The organism is Bacteroidota bacterium, assembly GCA_005882315.1.
Taxonomy (GTDB): Bacteria; Bacteroidota; Bacteroidia; order Chitinophagales; family Chitinophagaceae; genus VBAR01.
In genome coordinates, this window is sequence record VBAR01000001.1 from 290,208 (window position 1) to 313,040 (window position 22,833).

At 38.5% G+C, this 22,833-nt stretch carries 23 protein-coding genes; 11 read left to right on the forward strand and 12 right to left on the reverse strand.

Features of this window, described 5'->3' with window-relative positions; all coding sequences use genetic code 11:
• Positions 1-346 precede the first annotated feature (346 nt).
• The 6 genes from E6H07_01125 to rhaM all read right to left on the reverse strand — a co-directional run bounded on the left by E6H07_01125 (position 347) and on the right by rhaM (position 8,199).
• Entirely contained in the window at positions 347-1,492 is a 1,146-nt protein-coding gene (locus E6H07_01125; GenBank protein ID TMI64548.1) for an alpha-hydroxy-acid oxidizing protein, read from the reverse strand.
• 34 nt (positions 1,493-1,526) lie between these two features.
• Complete coding sequence (locus E6H07_01130; protein TMI64549.1) at positions 1,527-2,909, reverse strand: carbohydrate kinase; 1,383 nt, start codon at positions 2,907-2,909, stop codon at positions 1,527-1,529.
• A gap of 107 nt (positions 2,910-3,016) precedes the next feature.
• Complete coding sequence (locus tag E6H07_01135; GenBank protein TMI64550.1) at positions 3,017-4,291, reverse strand: sugar isomerase; 1,275 nt, start codon at positions 4,289-4,291, stop codon at positions 3,017-3,019.
• 191 nt (positions 4,292-4,482) lie between these two features.
• Positions 4,483-6,636, reverse strand: a complete 2,154-nt coding sequence (locus E6H07_01140; GenBank protein TMI64551.1) for a bifunctional aldolase/short-chain dehydrogenase — start codon at positions 6,634-6,636, stop codon at positions 4,483-4,485.
• Positions 6,637-6,696: 60 nt separating this feature from the next.
• Positions 6,697-7,773: an L-rhamnose/proton symporter RhaT gene (gene rhaT / locus E6H07_01145; protein ID TMI64552.1), complete on the reverse strand. Its 1,077-nt coding sequence runs from the start codon at positions 7,771-7,773 to the stop codon at positions 6,697-6,699.
• Between the two features lie 111 nt (positions 7,774-7,884).
• Positions 7,885-8,199, reverse strand: a complete 315-nt coding sequence (gene rhaM / locus E6H07_01150) for an L-rhamnose mutarotase (GenBank protein TMI64553.1) — start codon at positions 8,197-8,199, stop codon at positions 7,885-7,887.
• Between the two features lie 148 nt (positions 8,200-8,347).
• Between rhaM and E6H07_01155 the strand changes: the two genes are divergently transcribed.
• Positions 8,348-9,379 carry a GntR family transcriptional regulator gene (locus E6H07_01155; protein ID TMI64554.1) on the forward strand — a complete coding sequence of 344 codons (1,032 nt, stop codon included), beginning with the start codon at positions 8,348-8,350 and terminating at the stop codon, positions 9,377-9,379.
• On the opposite strand, the gene E6H07_01160 is transcribed toward E6H07_01155, so the two are convergent.
• Positions 9,380-10,300: an AraC family transcriptional regulator gene (locus E6H07_01160; GenBank protein TMI64555.1), complete on the reverse strand. Its 921-nt coding sequence runs from the start codon at positions 10,298-10,300 to the stop codon at positions 9,380-9,382.
• Between the two features lie 236 nt (positions 10,301-10,536).
• On the opposite strand from E6H07_01160, the gene E6H07_01165 reads away from it, so the two are divergent.
• From E6H07_01165 to E6H07_01180, 4 genes are all read left to right on the forward strand, one after another.
• A complete protein-coding gene (locus E6H07_01165) occupies positions 10,537-11,967 on the forward strand; it encodes a sialate O-acetylesterase (GenBank protein TMI64556.1) in 1,431 nt (476 codons plus the stop codon).
• A gap of 145 nt (positions 11,968-12,112) precedes the next feature.
• Positions 12,113-12,709 carry a TetR/AcrR family transcriptional regulator gene (locus tag E6H07_01170; protein ID TMI64557.1) on the forward strand — a complete coding sequence of 199 codons (597 nt, stop codon included), beginning with the start codon at positions 12,113-12,115 and terminating at the stop codon, positions 12,707-12,709.
• 100 nt (positions 12,710-12,809) lie between these two features.
• On the forward strand, positions 12,810-13,550 hold the full coding sequence (locus tag E6H07_01175) for an HXXEE domain-containing protein (protein TMI64558.1): 741 nt from the start codon (positions 12,810-12,812) through the stop codon (positions 13,548-13,550).
• A gap of 12 nt (positions 13,551-13,562) precedes the next feature.
• Positions 13,563-14,222: an HXXEE domain-containing protein gene (locus tag E6H07_01180; protein ID TMI64559.1), complete on the forward strand. Its 660-nt coding sequence runs from the start codon at positions 13,563-13,565 to the stop codon at positions 14,220-14,222.
• Positions 14,223-14,330: 108 nt separating this feature from the next.
• Here the strand turns inward: E6H07_01180 and E6H07_01185 are convergent, their stop codons facing one another.
• Positions 14,331-14,879, reverse strand: a complete 549-nt coding sequence (locus tag E6H07_01185) for a polyisoprenoid-binding protein (protein TMI64560.1) — start codon at positions 14,877-14,879, stop codon at positions 14,331-14,333.
• 114 nt (positions 14,880-14,993) lie between these two features.
• On the opposite strand from E6H07_01185, the gene E6H07_01190 reads away from it, so the two are divergent.
• Entirely contained in the window at positions 14,994-15,362 is a 369-nt protein-coding gene (locus E6H07_01190) for a helix-turn-helix transcriptional regulator (protein TMI64561.1), read from the forward strand.
• Between the two features lie 19 nt (positions 15,363-15,381).
• On the opposite strand, the gene E6H07_01195 is transcribed toward E6H07_01190, so the two are convergent.
• Positions 15,382-16,362, reverse strand: coding sequence for a helix-turn-helix domain-containing protein (locus E6H07_01195; GenBank protein ID TMI64562.1), 981 nt, complete (start codon positions 16,360-16,362; stop codon positions 15,382-15,384).
• 150 nt (positions 16,363-16,512) lie between these two features.
• On the opposite strand from E6H07_01195, the gene E6H07_01200 reads away from it, so the two are divergent.
• From E6H07_01200 to E6H07_01210, 3 genes are read left to right on the forward strand one after another with little or no spacing between them, the layout of a single operon-like run.
• Positions 16,513-16,992 (forward strand): DinB family protein, encoded by a 480-nt coding sequence (locus E6H07_01200; protein TMI64563.1) that lies wholly within the window; start codon positions 16,513-16,515, stop codon positions 16,990-16,992.
• Between the two features lie 44 nt (positions 16,993-17,036).
• Positions 17,037-17,486 (forward strand): SRPBCC domain-containing protein, encoded by a 450-nt coding sequence (locus E6H07_01205; GenBank protein TMI64564.1) that lies wholly within the window; start codon positions 17,037-17,039, stop codon positions 17,484-17,486.
• A gap of 36 nt (positions 17,487-17,522) precedes the next feature.
• Positions 17,523-17,981 (forward strand): SRPBCC domain-containing protein, encoded by a 459-nt coding sequence (locus E6H07_01210; GenBank protein TMI64565.1) that lies wholly within the window; start codon positions 17,523-17,525, stop codon positions 17,979-17,981.
• A gap of 91 nt (positions 17,982-18,072) precedes the next feature.
• Here the strand turns inward: E6H07_01210 and E6H07_01215 are convergent, their stop codons facing one another.
• Complete coding sequence (locus E6H07_01215) at positions 18,073-18,774, reverse strand: hypothetical protein (protein TMI64566.1); 702 nt, start codon at positions 18,772-18,774, stop codon at positions 18,073-18,075.
• Positions 18,775-18,908: 134 nt separating this feature from the next.
• On the opposite strand from E6H07_01215, the gene E6H07_01220 reads away from it, so the two are divergent.
• Both E6H07_01220 and E6H07_01225 read left to right on the forward strand, forming a co-directional pair.
• The gene (locus tag E6H07_01220) at positions 18,909-19,721 is read left to right on the forward strand and encodes a BtpA/SgcQ family protein (protein ID TMI64567.1); all 813 of its coding nucleotides are present in this window, start codon (positions 18,909-18,911) and stop codon (positions 19,719-19,721) included.
• Positions 19,722-19,752: 31 nt separating this feature from the next.
• Positions 19,753-20,259 (forward strand): hypothetical protein, encoded by a 507-nt coding sequence (locus E6H07_01225; protein TMI64568.1) that lies wholly within the window; start codon positions 19,753-19,755, stop codon positions 20,257-20,259.
• Between the two features lie 24 nt (positions 20,260-20,283).
• Here the strand turns inward: E6H07_01225 and E6H07_01230 are convergent, their stop codons facing one another.
• Both E6H07_01230 and E6H07_01235 read right to left on the reverse strand, forming a co-directional pair.
• Positions 20,284-21,918 (reverse strand): T9SS type A sorting domain-containing protein, encoded by a 1,635-nt coding sequence (locus E6H07_01230; GenBank protein ID TMI64569.1) that lies wholly within the window; start codon positions 21,916-21,918, stop codon positions 20,284-20,286.
• Positions 21,919-22,068: 150 nt separating this feature from the next.
• Complete coding sequence (locus E6H07_01235; protein ID TMI64570.1) at positions 22,069-22,713, reverse strand: hypothetical protein; 645 nt, start codon at positions 22,711-22,713, stop codon at positions 22,069-22,071.
• Between the last annotated feature and the right edge of the window lie 120 nt (positions 22,714-22,833).

Sequence of the window (22,833 nt, forward strand, 5' to 3'; positions counted from 1 at the left end):
TGTCGCAGTGTTTTGCAAAATACTCTCAGTAAAAGAGTGAACAGTTAAATTGGGCATAGCAAGCATTAAGCAGTTTGAACAATCGTAGTATCCGGTTTCGTCTTTGCTTAACCGGGGCAGCAACTACATAGCGCTAAGTTGTTCCTTTCATCTAAGAAAACTATCCTGAAGCATCCTGACAGAAGGTACTAATTTTCATGATTGTTATCAAATAAGTTTTAGCATTGTTTCGATTGCATACTCCTGACTAAATAACCACCTAAGTTTGCAAGAATCCGCATGAACATGCTTTTATCAGCAGCTAATTTTTCAGGGAGTATGAGTAATGGAAGCAATATAGGGTTTTCTAAATAAGATGCTTGTAGAACTCCGTCGTTTTTGAGCAACATACCTGCTCCATTACTTGTTGCAACTGGGTTTTTAAAATCGAAATGGTATGGTTTCCTCCATCATTTCCCAACGCCGAAACGCCGTACATGAATGTGCGGCCCATAAAAGTAAAATCGGCTCCGCTTGCCATTGCCCTCGCTACATCTGGTCCCGAACGCAAGCCGCTATCAATCATGATCTTCATTTTCCCTTTGTATTTGTCTACTATCGGTGCTAAAGATTTGATGGAAGATTGACCAGCGTCAAGTTGCCTGCCTCCATGATTGGAAACAATAATTCCGTCAAGTCCCAGGCGCATCGCCATCTCTGCATCTTCAGATGAAGCAACCCCCTTTAAAACAAGCTTTCCCTTCCACATATCCCGGATAGGTGCGATCTTTTCTTCATTCAATCTGCCAGAAAAAGTTTTATTCATATATGCGCCGAGCTGTTTCATATTCAGGCCTTTTGGCATATAAGGTTTCATATTTGCAAAGGCAGGTTGTCCGTGGATCAATGTTCTTAAAGCCCATTCAGGTTTGCCCATTATTTGAATAATGTTTCGCAGCGTCATTCTTGGTGGCATTGCCAAACCATTTCTTATATCACGGGGGCGGTAACCAAAAGTTGGCACATCACAAAGAATAACAAGAACGGGACAATCTGCAGCCGCAGCTCTTTTAATAATACTATCCCTGATCTCATTTTCAGCAGGATGATAAAGCTGAAACCATGCACGGCCCTCAGTCAATTCACTTACTCTTTCAATACTCGAAGTAGTAACAGTGCTTAATATAAAAGGGATATTATGAGTAAATGCAGCTTTCGCAAGAATTTCAGGGGCATTGGGCCACATGAGACCCTGCAAGCCAACAGGCGCAATACCAAACGGTGCATCATAGACATGTCCAAACAATTCAGTCTTCATATCTGAACCTGTATGTTTAGTCAGGTAATAAGGCTGCAGTTCTACTTGTCTTAAATCGGCTGTGTTTTTATGCAGGTTTACATCTTCATTGCAACCGCCATCCAAGTATTCAAAAGCAAATTTTGGAATTTGCTTCTTTGCTTTTTTAATCAAGTCATCTATTCCGGGATAAGCTGTATTATACTGCCATTTCATCTGAAATATTTTTATAGAAGGGGTTAGCTATGATCTAAATTGTTGTGTTGTGTGCAACAGAATATAGTTTCAGGTCAATGATATCTGAAGGAAGTTGCTTATTATTCCAATGCGGATGAACAGCCATTGCTGCACCCAGCGCCGATGCCTGCGGAACGGATGCTGCATAAACTTCTATATCCGGAAAAGCTTCAGATAGTAAATGCATGTAAATAGGATTCTGACTGAAACCACCATCTACAAAAATCCGTTTCACTGTGGTTCCTCTTAAAACAATATTCGTACTCCTCACCTGTTGTTCCATAATATCAGCGATCAACCGGTGGTATGCTTCTTCATAATTGCTGAAACTGTTTAAATCTCTTTTTTCAAATTTTGATTGGCTCACCATAGCGCTGTCTTTCACACTTTGTGAAGAAGCGGGTTTAATCTTAAATTTTTTCAACAGATCAAGATCAGCTTTTACTTTTTTGTAATAACCTGTATCTGTTTTAAAATGTTCACCCAGTCTTTTTGTTTGCTGCTCGTGTTCATACCCCGCAAATAATCTTGATGCTTTTACCGGGCTGCCATGATAAGAAAGATAACAAAGACAATCCTGGTGCAATTCGTAATCAGAAAGTAAACTGTGATTAAACGGATTTAAACTGATACACCATGTTCCGGTTGATAATAAAATAAATGGTTCATTAAAAGATGATAAGTAAGGAATCAATGCTGCTGAACTATCATGCAGGCCTGCGCCAACAGAAATATCACCCGCAGCACCCGCCATTTCTGTACAATCCTTCAATGCAGGAAATTTCTCCTCCACTCCTTCTGATTTTGCCCAGCTATGATATTTGTTGTGCTGAAAATGCCAGAGATTGGTATGACATCCAACACTTGTAATATCCGTATTCAATTCTCCGCAGATAACATAGCTGAGATACTGCGGCAAATGAAGTGCATATTTTATTTTTGCAAACTCACCAGGCTTTTCATACTTCAGGCGATAGAGTTGCATACCTGAGTTCAAATTACCCAGAACAGGTGAAGCTGTTTGTTTTGCAACTAAACTTTCACCACCATATTTTTTATAAAACTGTTGTTGTAATTCTTTGGAGTATGGTTTTAAATAGTTGTAGAGTGGTAGGATTTGTTTTTCTTCCTTATCGAGATAAACAAAACTGGCACCATAACCGGAAAAATTAACAGCCTTAATTGTAAATCGTTTGTCTGAGCATATAGCATCAAAGGATTCTTTCAGCCATTTCGTTAGTTCTTCAACATTTTCGCAAGGATAATCATCTTCATCTTTTACTTCAGCAAATTGTTTGCTTTCCTCGAAAACGATCTTATAATTCTCATCGAAGAGCAATAATTTTTTATTGGTCTTGCCGATGTCAAATATTAATATGACTGTTGTTGTTTGCATTATTGTTGCCTACTTGCGAATGCGATATTAAGATATTGTGATACTAGGATATTTTTTGCCTCTTAATCCATAATGCAATATCTCAATATCATAATATCCCAATTTCATTATAACCCTGTTGCAATTGTTTTAGTTCCTCTTTCTTTAGTTAATTGTTCACGGATATTTTCTTCACGGTAGAATTGCAAAGGGTCGATTGCGCCGCCGCTTCTTAATCTTGCTTCGGCTGCTATGCTTCTTACATCGGTGCGGAATGTGTTTTGTAAAAGCTCCTGCGCTGCTACCACATCATTAGTATCCTGTGCAGCATTCAGTTTCTTTCTGTCAACTAACAAAGCATGTGCATAAGCAAGCATGATCGCATCTACAGACTGCAGCAGATCTTCCAGCGGGTCTTTTACATTATGTGATGCATCGATCATCCAGCCCAGATCTTTTGCGTGGTTCATTTTATTGGCATCCATTCCTTCTACCAGTTCATTAAAGATCAAAAAGAGTTGATAAGGTTTTATACTGCCAACAGTTAGATCATCATCACCGTATTTACTGTCGTTGAAATGGAAACCTGCGAGTTTGTTTTCCATTAATAATAATGAAACTATTTGTTCAATGTTTGCATTTGGTAAATGATGCCCGAGGTCAACTAATGTATACGCTTTTGGCCCGAGTTTGTTTGCATATAATAATGATTGTCCCCAATCACCAACAGTCATCGAATAAAAATTAGGTTCAAATGCTTTATACTCTACAAATACTTTCCAGTCGGCCGGTAATGCTGCATATATTTCCTGTAAACTTTCTAATGTATTCTGAAATGCTTTTCTGAAATTTAACTGGCCAGGGAAACAACTTCCATCGCTTAGCCAAACAGTAAGTGCCTGCGAACCTAATTCAACACCATGTTTTATTACATCGATGTTATGATCAATTGCCTGCTTGCGAGTTGCTTTATTTACATTTTGTAGCGAACCGAATTTATAAGTTAGTTTCTGATCCGGCTGATCCTGGAATGTATTGGAATTAACAGCATCAAATTTTAAATCCAGGTCAGCTGCTAATTTTTTTATAGCTGCATAATCTTTCGGAATATCCCATGGAATATGCAATGATATAGCGCCGCTTGATTGATTTAATGAATGAAGCAATCCAACATCCTCCATTTTCTGCTCGAGATTGCCGGGTTCACCGGGACCGGGAAAACGGCCGAAACGTGTGCCACCTGTTCCTAATGCCCATGAAGGAATAGCAACCTGGAAATCGATGAGCTTTTTAATAATTGCTTCAACATTTTCAACTTCTGAATTTATAAATGCAAATCGTTGCTTATGTTTTGAAAGGTTTTTATCATTATGCTTCTCAACAAATTTTTTATCAATTCTCATATAGCTTTAAATAAATTATTTATTCAATATCCTAAGTTAATACTTTATAAACAGGGTAATAAATTCTTCATTAAGCATTGCAAATGCTGAATAGGCCGGCTTGTAAAAAGATGATAAAAATATTTAGGGCTAAAGCCCATTCGACATTTTATTCATCATCCCCAGTCTAAAGACTGGGGCAGTTGAAATCTTTACCTATAAAATCCCATTGCAACACCGCCATCTACATTGAGTGCATTACCGGTTGATTTATTAAGCAGTCCGCCAACAAAAGCAAAACATGCATTGGCAATATCTTCCGGTAGAATGATCTCGTTCAGTAATGTTCTTTTTGCATAATATGCAGGTAACTCATCCACAGTTATACCGTAAGCTTTTGCACGACCCTCGGCCCAACCGCCTGCCCAGATATTCGAATCTGAGATCACGGCATCGGGATTTACAGTATTCACTCTTATTTTATCGGCACCTAATTCAGCTGCCATTAAACGTGTAAGATGTGCCTGCGCTGCTTTTGCAGAACCATAACCGGGATTATTCGGACCAGCGACAACCGCATTTTTAGAAACAATATTTACAATGTCGCCACCAAAACCCTGCTTGCGCATAACTTCAATTCCTTTTTTAGAAACCATGAACTGACCTTTCACCAATATATCATATAAACGATCCCATTCTTCCAATGAATGATCAGCAATGGATTTGGAAATACTGATACCTGCATTGTTAATTACAATATCAACACCACCAAATGCAAGGCTTGTTTCATCAATCGCTTTATCAATACTTGCTGTATCTGTTACATTCAACAAAGTGCTGCTCACAGTATCTTTACCGTATTTTTGAATGAATTCTTCTTTCGCACTATCCAATCTTTCTTCATTGATATCATTGATAACAACACATGCTCCTTCTTCAGCAAATTTTTTAGCGATTGCTTTGCCAATGCCACCAGCGCTGCCTGTAATCAATGCTATTCGACCGCTTAGTGGTTTTGGTTTTGGCATACGCTGCAATTTCGCTTCTTCAAGTAACCAGTATTCAATATTGAAGGCTTCCTGTCTTGGTAATGATGTGTACTGAGAAACAGCTTCCGCACCACGCATTACATTGATAGCATTGGTATAAAATTCAGCTGCTACTCTCGCAGTCTGTTTGTCTTTTGCAAAAGTGAACATACCAACACCTGGATATAAGATCACCACCGGGTTTGCATCTCTTATTGCAGGACTGTTTGGATGCTTGCAGGTATTATAATAGTCTGCATACATTTTACGATATGCTTCAAACTGAGGTTGTAATTTTTCTTTAACTGCTTTTACGTCGCTGAGATCATCTTTCGGTGTAAGGTTAGCAACCAACGGAGAAATTTTTGTACGTAAAAAATGGTCAGGGCAACTTGTTCCTAACGGAGCCAGTTTTTCCAGGTCATTTGAATTGATGTATTGTAAAACTCTGTCATCATCTGTAAAGTGGCCGATCATTTTTGTTTGTGATGAACAGAAACCTCTTAATACAGGAGCTAATGATGCAGCTTTAGCTAATCTTTCTGCCTTAGGAAGTGATTCAATTTTTTGTCCTCCGAATATTTCCCCTTTCTTTCCATAATTATCTTCGAGGTATTGAGCACAACGTTCAATCACTTCCAGTGTGTTGATATAACTTTCATAAGCTGTATCGCCCCATGTAAACAAACCATGAGAACCGAGCATGATGCCGCGGATGCCGGGATTTTCATCAAGGCATTGCTTTAACTGCAAACCCAGATCGAAACCGGGTTTTTGCCAACCCACCCAGCCAATTGTTCCATTAAATAATTCCTGTGTAATTTTTTTACCATCTTTTGCAGCAGCAATTGCGATCGCTGCATCCGGATGCAGGTGATCGATATGTTTGAATGGAAGAAAACCATGCAAAGGTGTATCAATAGACGGAGCTTTAGAGGCAAGATCATAGATGCAATGATTGAACAACTCTACCATTTCATCTTCATACTTAATACCACGATAAACATTTTTCAGGCTGCGAAGCCTGTCAACATACAATGCCGCCAACCCGCTACGCTTCATTGTACCCAAGTCGCCACCGCTTCCTTTTACCCACATGATCTCCGTTTCTTTTCCCGTCAACGGATCTTTAGCTATTGCTTTGCAGGAAGTATTTCCACCTCCATAATTTGTTAAACGCAGATCGGCGCCCAATAAATTGGAACGATAAACTAATAAAGCTACTTCATCACCCGCCAGTTCAGCTGCTTTAGCTTCATCCCAGAGGTAGCTTACATGTTTAAAACCCCCAACCCCTGAAGGGGGGTTATGAGGCTTATTTTTTACTTGTGTTTCCATAAATTATATTTAAAACATTTTGTATCCCCTTTGAATTCTCCCCTTTAGGGGCCGGGGGTTTTATTTTAAGGAATTACCGATACCTACAATTACTACCGAAGCAATGATCGTGATGATACCAATAATTATGGTTAATGCTGTTTTCTTACTTACTCCCTTCCATTCTTTTGATAAAATGCCCCACATGTTTGCAACAAGAATAATGAACGACATATGCAGTATCCATGAGCTGGCGCCATTACCCATTTTACTTTCTCCCATACCATAAAAGAAGAACTGGAGAAACCAGGTAGTGCCGGCTAATGCACAAAGCATATAGTTTTTTATCAATGGTGATTTCTTATTGGTATAATCACCAAAAGATTTGTTGCGTGCATTTAAGATCATACACCAAATAAGATTAGTGGTAAGGCCACCCCAGAGTATGACCACAAAAATTACATTGTTACGGAATAAAAATTCTCCCTCACCTGGGTTAGCAGCTTTCCATGCCTCATTCGCCTGAACACCCATACTAGTACCGGCCTCAATACCGAAACTGAAACAGGCACTGAGTACACCGGATATGATCGCAAGTATCAATCCTTTTACAAGAAAGAACTCACCACCAGATCCATCTTTATGTGAATGTCCCAGGTCATCATCTTTCTTTTTACCGGCAATGCCACAAATAACGATCCCAACAATGCATAATAATAAACCCAACATTACTAACTGGCCCCATGAATGACCAAACAGATCAGCAATGGTATCTTTTCCTTGTTTTGGATTGAAATAATAATAGATCGATGGAACCAATGCTCCAAAAACTGAGCATAACCCCAGAATGATCGAACTACCTAATGCCACACCGAGATAGCGAACACCCAAACCATAGGTCAGTCCGCCGATACCCCAGAGCAAACCCATAATATAGGTTGAACCAAGAGTGGAAGAGGAAGACGATGTGATAATGTCCATGAAACCTGGAATGGTGAGATATGCTGCGAGTGGTGGTACGATCAGCCATGAGAATAATCCGCCTACGATCCAAAAACTTTCCCAGCTCCAGCCTTTTACTTGTTTATAGGGCATGTAAAAACTACCCGACGCAAATCCACCGATGAAGTGGAAAATGATTCCTAATATAGCCTGCATTCGTTGATTGTTTTAGAATAAATCCTTCTAATTAATATAAAAGTAAAGTACCCGTTCAGCACCGCCGTCATGTGCTGTCATGTTTTCTGAAAGGGCTTTCAGGACTGGTTTTCAGGGCATGTAAAACACTTCTTCAAGAGGAACGGAAACAGGTGAATTGTCAGGGTTGCTTTCCATAATATCCTTCATATAGGCCCACCATTTTTTCATGAGGGGTAAATGGGGTAACTCATCCAGTTTTGCCTTATCAGCGATCTTTAAAACGCCGAATAAAAAACCGGTTGGCTCATCCAGGAAAATTGAATATTCTTCAACACCTTTTTCTTTTAACAGGGCAGATAATTCGGGCCATATTTCATCATGCCTTTTTTTGTATTCGGCTTCCATACCCTTGAATAATTTCATTTTGAATGCTACCCTTTCCATTGATAAAAATTTTGGATTGATATCCAAATGTAATGGAATTGAGTTGTCAAATCAGGCATCTTTCGCAACTAAATGTCAATGGTCAAAAAAGTTCTCTAATAAACTGAAAGTATTTACCTTTCGGCCGCTTATTACTTGCTTTGCGAATATGAAGAAGAACATATTGTTTGAGTATATCAACATAGACTACCTGTCTGCCACTCCCAAGTACATGCAACTGGCCAATTCGGTTATCAAAGCCATTCATGAAGAAAAGATCGGCAAGGATGATCTGTTGCCCTCCATTAATGAACTAAGTTTTGAATTTGAGATCTCCAGGGATACAGCAGAGAAGGGCTATAAATACCTGAAACAAATCGGAATTCTCGGCTCTGTGCCGGGCAAAGGTTATTTTGTAAAATCAACCGAAGTAAACCAGCCGCTGAAGATCTTTTTGCTGTTCAACAAACTCAGTGCACACAAAAAGATCGTGTATGATGCTTTTGTAAATACGCTGGCCGATATGGCCTCAATTGATTTTTATATTTACAATAATGATTTTTCACTCTTCAAACGGCTTATACAGAATAATAAAAATGAGTATACGCATTATGTGATCGTACCTCATTTTTTAGAAGGAAGTGAAGCAGCAAGCGAAGTCATCAATCAAATACCGACTGATAAATTACTGATGCTGGATAAACTCATTCCGGGCATCAATGGAAATTATGCTGCAGTATATGAGAATTTTGAAAACGATATTTATGATGCGCTGGAACAATTGCGGGAAAAGCTAAGTAAATATCATACCATCAAAATGATCTTTCCGGGATATACTTATCACCCGGAAGAGATCATAAAAGGTTTTAAAAGATTTTGCCACCAATATGCGTTTGGCTGTAAAGTAGTACATGATATTGCCAATGAACCCATCAAAGAAGGTGAAGCCTATATCAACCTGATGGAAGATGACCTTGTGATACTGATTGAAAAGATCCTGACAACAAAAATGAAATTGGGCAAACATGTTGGCGTGATCTCTTACAATGAAACTCCGCTGAAAAAAATAATCCTGAACGGCATCACTACTATTTCTACCGATTTTGAATTTATGGGTAAGAAAGCTGCGGAGTTAATTCTGAATAATTCAAGGGAACATTTTGAAGTGCCTTTCGCCGTTACTGATCGGGCCTCTCTGTAATTATTCATTCTTCGTTACAGCCCTGTATTTCTTGGGTGATAAACCAATGATGGTCCTGAACCGTTTTGAAAAATAATAAGGATCATCAAAGCCCATTCCAAACGCAATTTCTTTTACTGACTGATTGGTCAGGTCAAGTTGCTGGCAGGCTCTCTGCATTTTCATTTGCAAAAAATAATCGATCGGTGCATAGCCGGTTTTTTGCTTAAAGAGATTTGAAAAACGGGACACTGAGTAATTGTAATGCTTACTTAGATCCGTCAAAGAAATATTTTCATTGATATGTTGCTGCATAAATAAAATGGCACTGTCCACACAATCCATTTTTTCTGTACTCATTGACTCAGAGTGCCGGGAATTATAAATAAACAAAGTAAGAAAATGCGAAAGACACATATTAGCAAATAGCAGGTTGTCGATACTATAACCGAGCTGCAGCGTTTTATAGATCTTGGAAAAAACAGAAATGATCTCAGCGCTGTATTTTAAATGAAAGGGTTTGAAATATTTTTGAACAGCCTGTATCTCATTCAGCTCTCCCAAAGCATCTCCGCCAAAATGGATCCAGTAAATACTCCAGGGATGATCGCTGCTGCTGCCATAAGCATGCTCAGTATTTTTTGGCAATAAAAAAAACTCGTTTGGTCCAACTTCAAACTTCTGATTACCTAACTGGTAAAAACCATGACCATCAACACAGTAAAAAAGAAAATTCTCCGGCAGGCCCTTCTTTCTGTAAGTATAATGATCTTTTGCTTTGGGATAATAACCTATCGAACAAATATGTAAGTGCTTTAATAATACATTGCTCTGCACTCTTGATTTAAGAATGGTCCGTGGGATCTCGATCCGTTGACGGCCGAGCCCATACCAGATATTTTTATGCGAGCCTTCTTTATTCTCTTTTTCCTTTTCTTTCATAAAACAGCAATCGAATGATTGGGTAAATTAAGGAAAAGTTTGAATTATAGTTTTGAAAAGAATCGAACCACATAGGGCAATAGATAACATAAGATTTCACATAGACTATGTGAAAAACTATTGTGGGCTATGTTCTATGTGGTTCAAATATATTAAGTTGAAGCAAATCCATTACATAACAGTCCAAGACGGCAGTTAAAGCTTATTATTTATATTCGTAATCCTAAATCATTCTTATGCAACGATTCGCTGCCGCACTGTTTTCCTTGTGTTTCTTATTTTTCGCTACATCTATTTCAGCAAAAATTACGCTGCCCTCTTTTTTTGCTGATAATATGATACTGCAACAAAAAACAGATGCAGCTATCTGGGGCTGGGCAAAACCAAACAGTTCTGTGCAACTCATATCATCATGGAATAAAAAGAAATATACAGCAACAGCAGACGCTGCCGGCAAATGGAAATTAAAAATAAGCACTCCCGATGCAGGCGGGCCTTATGATATTACCATCAGTGATGGAGAAATGATAACGTTGAAAAATATATTGATCGGTGAAGTTTGGTTTTGCAGCGGCCAATCGAATATGGAAATGCCGATGAAAGGTTTCAGAGATCAACCCATCAAAGGTTCGAATGATGCAATTTTCAATTCTACGAATAACCAGATACGGATTTATACAGTTCCCCGTGCTGTAGAAAAATTAATAAAAGACACAAGCAAAACTTCTTTTTGGAAAGATGCCAACCCGGAAAACATAAATAATTTTTCTGCTACTGCTTATTACTTCGGCCGCCTGTTACAGCAACAATTAAAAGTGCCTATTGCTCTCATCAATGATAGCTATGGCGGTTCAACTGCAGAAGCATTTATGAGTGTGGATGCATTAAAAGCATTTCCTGAAATAAAAGTACATACAGCAACTGATACATTTCGTCTTAACAACCGTAGTGCAACTACATTATACAATGGAATGATCCATCCGATAGTTGGTTATACAATTAAAGGATGTATCTGGTACCAGGGTGAAAGCAATGTAGACAGGCCCGACCAATATGAAAAACTATTTCCTGCAATGGTTGCTCAGTGGCGCAGTGAATGGGGACAAGGTGATTTTCCATTTTATTTTGCTCAGATAGCTCCATATGCATCGCCGCAGTATGCAGCGACTAACCGCACAGAAAAATTAAACTCTGCCTATTTAAGAGATGCTCAGCGCAAAGCAGCATTGACAATTCCCAATAGCGGTATCGTTGTGCTGATGGATAATGGTGAAGAGTTCGGCATTCATCCGGCCGATAAAGAAACAGTAGGTAAACGTTTTGCTTACCTTGCTATTGGTGATACTTATAAAATGAAAGGCTTTGCTTATCAAAGCCCGTCGTATGATTCTTTATTCATTACTGGAAATGTTGCAACTATCCGGTTTAAAAATGCACCGAACGGTTTAACGAGCTATGGAAAAACGCTGATACAATTTGAAATTGCAGGAGCTGACAAAGGATTTCGTCCTGCAACTGCCACTATCCGTAATGGAACAATTGTTTTATCATCTCCATTAGTAGCAACTCCTGTTGCTGTTCGTTATGCTTTTAAAGATTTTATTGTTGGAGAATTATTTAGTACTGAAGGTTATCCTGTGAGTAGTTTCAGGACAGATGATTGGTAAAATGCAACTTGTATTTGCGCCTCAACAATTGAAACGGTGAATATTATTTGACTGAGAATCAGTAGCCCTACTCTTCAAACATCCTCAAATTATTATATGTACATTTGAAATAAGCGATTGAACTAAGCTTCGTGATATAGTAAAAATGATAACAACCGAACAATTGATTTTAGAAGCTGCTACCAAAGTTTTTAAAGAAAAGGGATATGATGGCACCACAGTGCAAGACATAGCGGATGCAGCGAACACAACTAAATCAATGGTAAACTATTATTTCAGAAGCAAAGAAAAACTCTTCGGTATCGTTTTTAAAACTCAGTTTCTGGAATTCTACGAGGGAACGATTCGACTTTTAAAGTCTGATTTACCATTGTACGACAAGATTGTGAACCTAGTAGAGGACGATACCGAGAAGATTCTGAAATTTCCCCTACTGCCTATTTTTATTTTGAATGAAATCAATCGCAATCCCTCGATGGTTTTTTCCCTTATCAGCAATCTTTCTTCTGAAACTCTCGGCGCTTTGGATAAACAAATTAGCAGGGAAGTTAGGAATGGTAAAATAAAGAAAATAAGTGCGATGGATTTATTGACCAATGTACGGTCTTTGACTGTGTTTCCTTTCTTGTTGAAGAGTGTTCAAATGAAGTCCCTAAAACTAACAGAGGAGCAAATGAACCTCAAATTAAAGGCTCGAAAAAAGATGATCGTTGAACTCGTCTGGACTTCTCTTAAAAAATAACTTACCAAGTTTTTTTGGATTTGTGTCGAACATTTGTTCGAACCAATTGTTTTATTCAAATAATTATCTATAAATTAGTGTTAACTAAAAACAAACCAACATGGACGCTTGGGTTACAAAATTTGACTTTGCTTGGTCCTGGATGGGCTTAGCAATTGCAATGGTGTTTTTCGTTCTGTTGTTTTTTACAGATATATTACGCAGCGATTTGAATAAACCCCGATGGCAGGATGCCGGTTGGTTTGCGTGGGTTGCCGCTCCAATGTATATGCTTCATCAATTTGAGGAGTATGCACTTTATTATAACGTGAAAACGCTGAACCACCCTTTTGCAGATTGGATTTGCCAAAAAATTGGATATGGAGCATATCCAGATTGTCCGATTCCGTTGCAACATTATTGGCTTGTGAATATCATCGTGTGGGTATTGGCAATGCTTGGTGCTTGGAAATTCTATAAAACTAACCCAATGATTGCCTTGGGGACGTACGGACTGATTTTGTCTAATGGACTTTTACACATTGGAGGTTGGTTGTCATCTGGGAATCCCATATATTATTATGCTAGTGGCGGAACAATGACCAGTATTGCATTTTTTATTCCTGTAACAATATTGATGGTTCGTGCATGCTTGAAATGGAAAGTAATGAGCGGATGGGCGATTACAGCCACTTTACTTGCTGGACTTATTGGACATTTAATATTATTTGGGGCTTACGCATCGCTTGATGCAGGTGGGGTAGTCGCTCTTTACTTATTTGATTTATTAGCGATGACATCACCATTGTTGTTGACGTGGTTAGCAAGCAAATGGCTTTTAAAACCCACACAGAAGAATTAGAAAATATATCATATGAAAAATTGGAGAAACAATTGGTACTATTTCGGAGGCATTCTCTTTGTTGGATTAGCTTATTACATCGGAATTTTTGGAAATGATCTAGTAGTACCTCAAAAAATTATGATTTTATCTTTTATGGGATTGTTGGCTCATCAATTTGAAGAGTACGCCATTCCTGGGGGCTTTCCTCCAATGTGGAATATCGTTTTCAATGGTGAAAAAGAAGCACCGGACAGATTTCCTCTTAACAAACAATCAAGTTTTTTTGTCAATGTTGTAGGGGCATACTCTTTCTATATTATAGCGATATGTTTTCCTCAATGGTACTGGTATGGTATTACAATATCAGTTTTTGGTTTCACACAATTTATCATTCATGGAATAATGTTCCCGATTAAATGGAAATCATTCTATAACCCCGGTCTTGCCACAGTTATAACCATTTTTGTTCCAATTGGTATTTATTATTTATGGTTCATTCATTCCTACTGCCAAGTTCAACCCTGGGAGTGGTGGGTTGGTGTTTTTTCAACTCCAGTAGTGGCCCTTCTTATTATTCAATTACCCATTATTGTTTTCAAAAGCAAAACATCTCCTTTTCCTTTTACACAGGAAGAAATGAAGAAGTTTAATGTTCAGGACAAATTAAGTCGCCTAAGCAAAAAAGCTTAACAAAGCGAACCAACATAAAGACTGCTCTGCCTAGGTTAGTGTCTGCAATAAAACCCCCGTTGCGTGTCCCCACGCAACGGAATAAAACAATGATACATATTTTCTTCATTAAGCCGCATGAGCCAGCACTTGCTTCACGAATTGTACATTGGCTGTTATCTTCACTTCATCTCCTAACAATAAACCTCCTGTTTCTGTAACAGCGCCAAAGCTCATTCCAAATTCAGACCGGCTGATCTTGCCTGTAACTGAGAACCCTGTTCTTGTATTTCCCCAGGGGTCTTTTGTTATGCCGCCAAATTCCGCATGTAAAACAATTTTCTTAGTTACACCATGCATGGTAAGGTTGCCCTCTATTTTATATTCATCGGTTTCTATCTTTTTCATTTTTTCGCTTTCAAAGAGGATAGAAGGGTATTTTGCTGCATCAAAGAAATCTCCATTCTTTAAATGTGCATCACGTTGCTCATTGTTCGTAGAGATCGAATCTACTTCTGTCTCGAACTGAACCTTTGCATTACTAAAATCATCAGCTTCTGTTTCAACAGTTGCATTGAACCGGCTGAATTGCCCGGTCACCGTTGATATCATCAGGTGTTTGATCTTAAATTGAAGTTCTGAATGGGTGGGGTCTAATGTCCATGTTTGCTTTGCCATAATATTTTTTTTTGTTTGAGGACACAAAGCTACCTATCTTTACTATACTTTTTATAGTACTATACAAAAGTATAGCACTATCCTTTAGTATAGTTGCTCACAAAAATCAAGTTTATGGTAGTAAAAACAAAAGAAACGGGCAGAACACAGGAAACCTGTACAAAAGCACTCTTGCCGGTACGGGATGCACTCGATATTTTAAGCGGCAAATGGAAATTGCCGATCATTATTGCTTTATCATTTGGCCACAAACGTTTTGGTGAACTGAGGAATAATGTGCATGGCATTACGGATAAAATGCTTTCAAAAGAATTAAGAGATCTCGAAATGAACGAGCTCGTCAAACGAACAGTACATGATTCAGTACCCGTAGTAGTTGAATATTCACTTACTCCCTATGGTGATACTCTTGAGGACCTTATTGGTGAATTACAGAATTGGGGAACACTACACCGGAAACGAATTTTGAAAAAGCAGAAATAGTCGTACTATCATACATAGCCTAAACAGCGACCTCTTTATTGTATTTACCCTTGTATTCCAATGGTGACATTCCTGTAATTTTTCTGAATACTTCACGAAATGCTTTCACATCCGAATAACCAACATCATACATTACTTCATTGATGGTTTTGCGGGTGGTCTCAAATGTTTTTTTTGCTGCTTCAATTTTTACACGTTGCGAATATTCAACAGGTGTGTTCCCGGTTGCTTTGATAAATCGCCTGTCAAAGTTTCTCCTGCCGACAGCAAAACGGGAAGACAAATGTTCAACAGATATTTTTTCATCGATCTTGCTTTCAATGTATGCTTGTGCCTTTTGCACCATCTCATCCCCGTGCAATTTCTGTCCTTTAAATATTATAAATGGTGATTGACTTTGCCTGTCCATTTCGATCTGGAAAACCTTGGAACAAAAAATGGCGGTTTGCCGGTCATAATATTTTTCAATAAGATAAATGACCAGGTTCAGAAAAGAGTAAGCACCGCCATTAGTATAAATTCCATTTTCATCAGTGATCAATTTATCAGGTTGCAGATCCACTTTAGGAAACATTTGCCTGAAATTATCCGCAGCGGCCCAATTCGTGGAGCAAGCTTTGCCATCCAGTAAGCCTGATGCTGCAAGCAAAAATGCACCGGTGCATATACTTGCTACTTCAGCACCATGTTTATATTGCTTATCGATCCAGTCGATCAGCAATTCGTTTCCTTTTACCGCTTTTTGATAATTATGGTTCAATGAAGGAATGATGATAAGATGGGTTTTTGCTATTGAGGAAATATGAGTATGTGGTTTCACTGTAAACAAGCCGTTATAGAATTCAACTTCTTTTGAAATACCTGCTAACTCTATTTTGAACAATTCTTTTCTGTGGTTTTCTTTCCAAAATGCATTGGCTCTTGAAAATATTTTGTAGGAGCCTACAATACTGCTTAGGTTATTTTCTCCGTCCGGTACAATTATGGTAAGATGTTTCATTTAAAGTATTTTGGCAAAGATAGAAATTCACCTTGTCCAAATCAACCCGTCAGAAAGTCTATTTTGCACCCCCACAAAGTAATATTCAGACAATAGCTTTGTTCTATTAAATAACAATCCCGATAGCTATCGGGAAAAAAATATAAAGACATGAAAACAGAACAGCTCATAGTTAAAATGTTATTGGACAGGTGGAATTCATTGATAAAATCCTGCGATACAACTCTTGAATCAATTACTGACGAACAATTGCAAAAGGAGATCGGACCAGGCAAGAACAGGGGAATCTATTTATTAGGACATCTTATAGCTGTGCATGATGAGATGATCCAAATATTAGGATTGGGTGATAAGCAATATCCCGAATTGTATGAGCCTTTTATTAAATCTCCGGACAGGACAGTGAATGATATTCCTTCTTCAAAAGAATTGAGAACCTATTGGAATAAACAGAACGAAGTAGTAACTCAGAAATTTAACAGCTTGCAACCCGAAGAGTGGTTTTTAAAACATAATTCTGTTTCTGCCGAAGATTTCATCAAAGAGCCGCATCGTAATAGATTAAATGTATTACTTACCCGGACAACTCACCTGGCCTATCATGCTGGACAGTTGATATTACTTAAATAGAGCAAACTGATCTTAACTGTTTTAACAACAATAAAAATTATAAAATGAATACAAAAGATTTTACGGCTACCATTTTAGTAGACCAAACACCGGAAGAAGCATTCAATGCAATCAATAATGTTCGGGGTTGGTGGACAGGTGAGCCTGGAGTTGAAGGTAACACTGACAAGCTCGGTGATGAGTTTACTTATGTTTATAAAGACATTCATTACAGCAAACAGAAGTTAACAGAATTAATTCCTGGTAAAAAAATTGTTTGGCTTATTACAGACAGCAAACTCAATTTTACAAAAGACAAAACCGAATGGACAGGTACCAGCATCATTTTTGATATCTCTGAAAAAAACAACAAGACGCAGATTCGTTTCACTCATGTCGGATTGGTTCCTGCCTTTGAATGTTATGGTGACTGTTCAAACGCATGGAGCTCTTATATTAAGAATAGTTTGCAGAGCTTTATTACTAAAGGTAGAGTGCCGACAATTAATTGGTAAGAAAGAAACTATTCATAACAATAAAACATTACAAACATGGTTGACATTATTCATCGTATCGGCATCAAATCCCCGGCAACGCAAGTCTATAAAGCGTTATCAACAATAAAAGGTCTTGCCAATTGGTGGACCGAAGAGACTGAAGGTGATGAACAAAAAGGAGGAAAGATCAAATTCACTTTTCGATCAAATACCGGGGACATAATGGGTGAAATGGTTATGGAAGTGCAGGAACTCAATCCCGGAAAAAATGTGAGGTGGCGTTGTATAGAAGGGCCTGAAGAATGGATTGGGACTGATACTACTTTCGAGTTATCACAACAAGATGATCAAACTATTATCATATTCGGTCATAGGAACTGGCGTGAAGCAGTTGAGTTTACTGCTCATTGCAGTATGAAATGGGCTGTGTTCCTTTTAAGTCTTCGTGAGTATGTAGAAACAGGGAAAGGAAAACCTTCACCGCATGATCTGAAAATTGATAACTGGAATTAGGAGAAAGCATCGGCTAAAATGTAAACACTGTGCGATCGTTGCCGTAAATTAATTCCCGGCATTCCCTTACCCGATCCAACCCGTTTTCAGATCAATAGAACATTGCTGCATAACTCCTCGCAAATGATTGCCATGCGGCACTATCCCTTACTTGCCATAACAAAGCTCCAATCAAAAGGACTGAAAACACAACAAGGAATGGCTTGTAGTTTTTCTTCCTGTAAATATCATTGCCGAGTAAGAAACCAACTATGGCAAGGCTGATCAGATCAGTAATTATAATAGCATTCCCAAACCCAACATCAAAACTATTAATGAGTCCACGGCCCATTCCGGGCCCGATAGCTAATATTCCGGTAGCGATCATATACCGCATATGCGAAGAAGAATCCTTCCGGTATATCATGGCAAGTGCCCAGAATATTGCAAAAGATAGAAACCCCCTTATATCCAGCACCATGGGAACTAATAGATCATGCTCAGGAGCTTTACCAACAAATCGCAAATAGGCTCCCCTGCCAATCAGGAACAGGAATATAATAATAAGTGGCCCGAGTACATAAGATACTTTACCGATGGTTCTGTGAAGTTGTGCCCTTCCTGTTTTGATAAGCAAGGGTTGAACGATCAGCAAAACCAACCACATCATCAACAATGCTCCGTGAATGTGGATGGTAGCAGTTTTGTCTACGAAATTCGGGAACTGGCTGGTGTAGTGTTTATAGAATCCCCATTGTATGCCGATCATGATCAGAATGACGAGGATGGCAGAGTTGCGGTAAACTTTCAGCATGGCTTGTTAGTTTGGTGGTTTGCTGAAGATAAACAAAAAGATTCCGTCCGCCATCATCTTACTAAAATTCGAAAATTTCCTGTCACAAGATTCGGGTGTCTAAAGCGATTCACATAACTTCAGTACATTCATAAATGAAAACTGCAAGACTACTTCCTCCTAAGTTTTTGGCAGCAATGATCGCTGTATTACCACTTCCCGGTTCACCTTTATATGATGGCGATGACCAACGGGTAATAGACCAGGCATTGGCAGATCTTGATATTTATAAAAAAGCAGGTGTTGACAGTATTATTTTCGAGAACGATCATGACCTACCGTATATACAAGCTCCATTAGATAAAAAAGGAATTAGACTAATGACAAAGATCTGCAAGAAAGCAAGAAAAAGATTTGATGGCCCGATCGGAGTTCAAATGCTGGAAGCTGCAAATCTTGAATCGTTGGAAATTGCTGCTGCCACGGATCTTGATTATATAAGAGTTGAGGCTTTTGTTTTTGCTCATGTTGGTGGCAGCGGCATCATTAACGGTTCGGCTGGAAAAATATTACGAAGAAGAAAAGAGTTGAATGCAGAACATATAAAAGTATTTGCTGATGTAAAGAAAAAACATGGCTCCCATTCATTGACAATAGACCTGGATATAAAAGATGAGATCATGCAGGCAGAATTTTTCTTAGTGGATGGAGTTATTGTTACCAGCCAATTCACCGGTTTGAACCCGGATAAAAATGATCTGATCAAAGCAAAAGCTGCAACAACATTGCCTGTATTGGTCGGCTCAGGTATGAATGTTGATAATATTGCCGACTATCTGCCTTTAGCTGATGGTTTTATTGTTGGATCTTATTTTAGAAAAGAGGGGAAGTTTCTAGAACAATTAGAACCGGAAAGACTAACCCGGTTTATGGAGCAATTTGTTTCGATCAGAAAAAACATTTTATAGATTTTAGTTTTCATTCTTCAAAAATAATTTTATGGATACTGAAACAAAAAATTCACTGGGCTTAAATCTTGCTCAAATTGCCTGGGTAGTAAAAGATGTGAATGCCTCGAAAAATTTTTTCAAGGATGTGCTGGGAATAAGCAATTTCAGTAACGTTCAAACCATTCGTGTCAAAGAGTTTGATGCTACCTATTACGGAGAGCCGTCTGATGCCGAGAGTCTTGTTTCAATGGCTTATTCAGGCGGAACATTTCTTGAACTCATTCAACCTCTTTCAGGAAACAGCGTATTCCAGGATTATATTGATAAAAATCCTGCAGGAGGCATTCAACATATTGCATACAGTTTACCCATTGCTCAACTTGATAAAGTAATTTCCGAATTTGAGGATAAAGGCTTCCCGGTAATATCCAGCTTTGATACACCAATTGCCAAGATCGTTTTTTTTGATACCTCCAAAGAGATCGGCGTTATGACTGAAATAATGGGTATTACCAAAGAAGGCGAAGAGATAGTTGAAAAGATGAAAAATATGTAAAGACACACCTATGAAAGATCTAAGTTATTCGATAATGATCTTCTCTCTTTTTATTCCATCACCTGTGTGCACCTGAACAATATAAATGCCTTTTGAAAATTGGGGTATAGAAATAGCTGTTGTTCCTGTAAATGCATTCAGTTCTTTTTTAAACACCATTGCCCCATTCGCACTTAAGATCTGTAATTTGGATGCAGGTATTTCAGTTTTAATATTCAATATGCCGTTTTTAATAACTGTAGGATATATTTTGAAGCCTTTTTTACCGGATGAAAGCCTGATAATGGATGAATAAGCAATTTGTCCGTCATCTTCTTCTATCGCCAGCCTGTAATACAGATCGGAGTTGGTATTGAAACGATGCTGAAAGGAATAATTACTTCCATTTGGATCCCTGCTTGCAATTACAATTCCTGCATTTTGAAAATTACTTGCAGTAGTACTGAATTCAATTCTGAATCTTGCTGTGTTTTGTTCTGTTGCTGTCTTCCAACTTAATTCGGAAATATTATCATTTCTCTTTCCGGAAAAATTGATCAATTTAACAGGCAAGACACCGGTAACGATCACTTTATACAGATCATCTGAAAATTGTGAGACTGCATAAAGAGTACCATCGGGTGCTTCTCCAAAACTTGATATTCCTGCTTGTCCTCCCGGTTGTGTGAACCATATACCACCAGGACTTCTTCTAAAAATGTTTCCGCTAGAGTAATCGGTTGCAATATACGAACCTTGCAGTGCCGCGATCTCAGTGCCTCTGTAAACGAATCCACCTATAACTGATGCTCCTCCTGGATTGGCATAAACATGAGAAGGAAAAGTAATTGATCCGATTGCCGGACAATCAGCAGTTATTTCGAACGGCGTATTTCCTTCATAACAATCCCATCCAAAATTCAATCCGCTTGATCCTGCAGGTTTAATATTGATCTCTTCCCATGCGCCTTGTCCCACATCGCCGATCCATGCATCACCTGTGTTTTTGTCAAAGCTCCAGCGGAAAGGATTTCTCAATCCAATATCAACAACAGTTGGCGTGATAGGAATCGTTGCATTGACATCTATTCTTAAAAGTTTACCAAGAAGGGAAGCTGGATTCTGTGCATTTTCAGCAGGATCACCACCGCCACCACCATCGCCGGTTGTTAAATATAAAAATCCATCAGGACCAAAATTCAAATCCCCGCCATTATGATTATCGAAAGATGAATGATCAATAGGAGTGATCAGAACAGTTCCACCTGCGGGATCGATAGCGTTTGGATCTGTTGGATGTGTCCTATACCGGGCAACAGTAAGACCGCCATCAGAACTGCGGGTGTAATACACAAAAAAATCTCTGTTAGTGGTTCCATTATAAGAAGGATGAAATGTCATGCTTAGCAGGCCTCGTTCACTGCCTTGAGCAATAACCGTAGAGAGATCCACAAGGCCTGAAAGTGATGTTCCATTCCACAGTTGGATAAATCCATTTTGTTGCGCAATGAATATTCTTGTACTTCCGTTTGCAGGACTTGCATTCGGAGGGATCGCTATATCGATGGGATTGACAATACCTGTAGCAACAATAGTTTGATAACCGATCTGGCTCTTTGCTGTGTAATTAAATAAAACGAGGAAGATGAGAGCCCTGGCTATAGCAGAAATTTTCCTCATATGGTTAAGGTTGAGTAAATCTTTCTCACAAAATCAATGCCCGATTCAACGTCTGAAAAGTATTGATCGTTTGCAAAATTGCAAATTATCTAAGTCCTGTTATCAAAATCGTTCCTTAGCAGGTTCAGGTTGCTTAGTAGTCTATATACTTCAGATGTCCGATATTTTATCTACTACAAATTTCCTGGCTGCTTCCCCATCCACTAATTTGTATTGTATCCTGCGAATGCCTCCTGTTGGCTTACTATTCGGATCGCCTTCTTTGTAAATAGGGAATTCCTGGATCAGGCTGGACTCATTGATCAAAAAACTGTCATGACCCATATAACCTTTGTTGAGTTTAGGGTTTTCACTTGTAGGTGGAAAATAAACCTGGCTCATTGACTTTGCACCATTGGCAGAAAATGCAATTACATTTCCATATGTTCCACTTCCTGCAGATTGTGTAAATATCAATAATTCGGGAAACCCGTCTGAGTTTAAATCAGCAACCTGGGCATCTGTGACTTTTCCATCAATTTCAAGTTCAAACTTTTTATTAGTTTCCTCAAATCCTTTTGGTTGAATGATGAGTTGTCTTAAAGAACCACTTCCTTTTGTTTTTATATCGAACGACATGTCTTTAAATTGAAGTAACTTTTGAAAAGAATATGTTTCTTTCTCAATATTAGGTTCCTGAATTTTGATCGTGTCTACTGGTTTATTGTCCTGGGATTGATTTTCTGTTTGATCATTACATCCAATAATGGTCATTACTGTAATGGTTAAGTAAATTATAGTCTTTGAACTTTTCATTAGTAAAATATTAGTAAGGTAAAATTACTGTTAAAAGTGCAATCAATGGTCAGTAAATCTGATGTTAAAGTGATGCGTGGGGGTATTGTCATAACAATGCTGGCATCACGGCCTCAACAT

Excerpts from the sequence above, each read along its gene's own strand:
- E6H07_01160 (TMI64555.1), bottom strand. The coding sequence starts at position 10,300 with ATGAAAGAAAAGGAAAAAGAGAATAAAGAAGGCTCGCATAAAAATATC.
- E6H07_01230 (TMI64569.1), bottom strand. The coding sequence starts at position 21,918 with ATGAGGAAAATTTCTGCTATAGCCAGGGCTCTCATCTTCCTCGTTTTA.
- E6H07_01220 (TMI64567.1), top strand. The coding sequence starts at position 18,909 with ATGAAAACTGCAAGACTACTTCCTCCTAAGTTTTTGGCAGCAATGATC.
- E6H07_01235 (TMI64570.1), bottom strand. The coding sequence starts at position 22,713 with ATGAAAAGTTCAAAGACTATAATTTACTTAACCATTACAGTAATGACC.
- E6H07_01210 (TMI64565.1), top strand. The coding sequence starts at position 17,523 with ATGGTTGACATTATTCATCGTATCGGCATCAAATCCCCGGCAACGCAA.
- E6H07_01130 (TMI64549.1), bottom strand. The coding sequence starts at position 2,909 with ATGCAAACAACAACAGTCATATTAATATTTGACATCGGCAAGACCAAT.
- E6H07_01200 (TMI64563.1), top strand. The coding sequence starts at position 16,513 with ATGAAAACAGAACAGCTCATAGTTAAAATGTTATTGGACAGGTGGAAT.
- E6H07_01205 (TMI64564.1), top strand. The coding sequence starts at position 17,037 with ATGAATACAAAAGATTTTACGGCTACCATTTTAGTAGACCAAACACCG.
- E6H07_01140 (TMI64551.1), bottom strand. The coding sequence starts at position 6,636 with ATGGAAACACAAGTAAAAAATAAGCCTCATAACCCCCCTTCAGGGGTT.
- E6H07_01155 (TMI64554.1), top strand. The coding sequence starts at position 8,348 with ATGAAGAAGAACATATTGTTTGAGTATATCAACATAGACTACCTGTCT.
- E6H07_01125 (TMI64548.1), bottom strand. The coding sequence starts at position 1,492 with ATGAAATGGCAGTATAATACAGCTTATCCCGGAATAGATGACTTGATT.
- E6H07_01195 (TMI64562.1), bottom strand. The coding sequence starts at position 16,362 with ATGAAACATCTTACCATAATTGTACCGGACGGAGAAAATAACCTAAGC.
- E6H07_01225 (TMI64568.1), top strand. The coding sequence starts at position 19,753 with ATGGATACTGAAACAAAAAATTCACTGGGCTTAAATCTTGCTCAAATT.
- E6H07_01175 (TMI64558.1), top strand. The coding sequence starts at position 12,810 with ATGGACGCTTGGGTTACAAAATTTGACTTTGCTTGGTCCTGGATGGGC.
- E6H07_01185 (TMI64560.1), bottom strand. The coding sequence starts at position 14,879 with ATGGCAAAGCAAACATGGACATTAGACCCCACCCATTCAGAACTTCAA.
- E6H07_01180 (TMI64559.1), top strand. The coding sequence starts at position 13,563 with ATGAAAAATTGGAGAAACAATTGGTACTATTTCGGAGGCATTCTCTTT.
- E6H07_01170 (TMI64557.1), top strand. The coding sequence starts at position 12,113 with ATGATAACAACCGAACAATTGATTTTAGAAGCTGCTACCAAAGTTTTT.
- rhaM (TMI64553.1), bottom strand. The coding sequence starts at position 8,199 with ATGGAAAGGGTAGCATTCAAAATGAAATTATTCAAGGGTATGGAAGCC.
- E6H07_01135 (TMI64550.1), bottom strand. The coding sequence starts at position 4,291 with ATGAGAATTGATAAAAAATTTGTTGAGAAGCATAATGATAAAAACCTT.
- rhaT (TMI64552.1), bottom strand. The coding sequence starts at position 7,773 with ATGCAGGCTATATTAGGAATCATTTTCCACTTCATCGGTGGATTTGCG.
- E6H07_01190 (TMI64561.1), top strand. The coding sequence starts at position 14,994 with ATGGTAGTAAAAACAAAAGAAACGGGCAGAACACAGGAAACCTGTACA.
- E6H07_01165 (TMI64556.1), top strand. The coding sequence starts at position 10,537 with ATGCAACGATTCGCTGCCGCACTGTTTTCCTTGTGTTTCTTATTTTTC.
- E6H07_01215 (TMI64566.1), bottom strand. The coding sequence starts at position 18,774 with ATGCTGAAAGTTTACCGCAACTCTGCCATCCTCGTCATTCTGATCATG.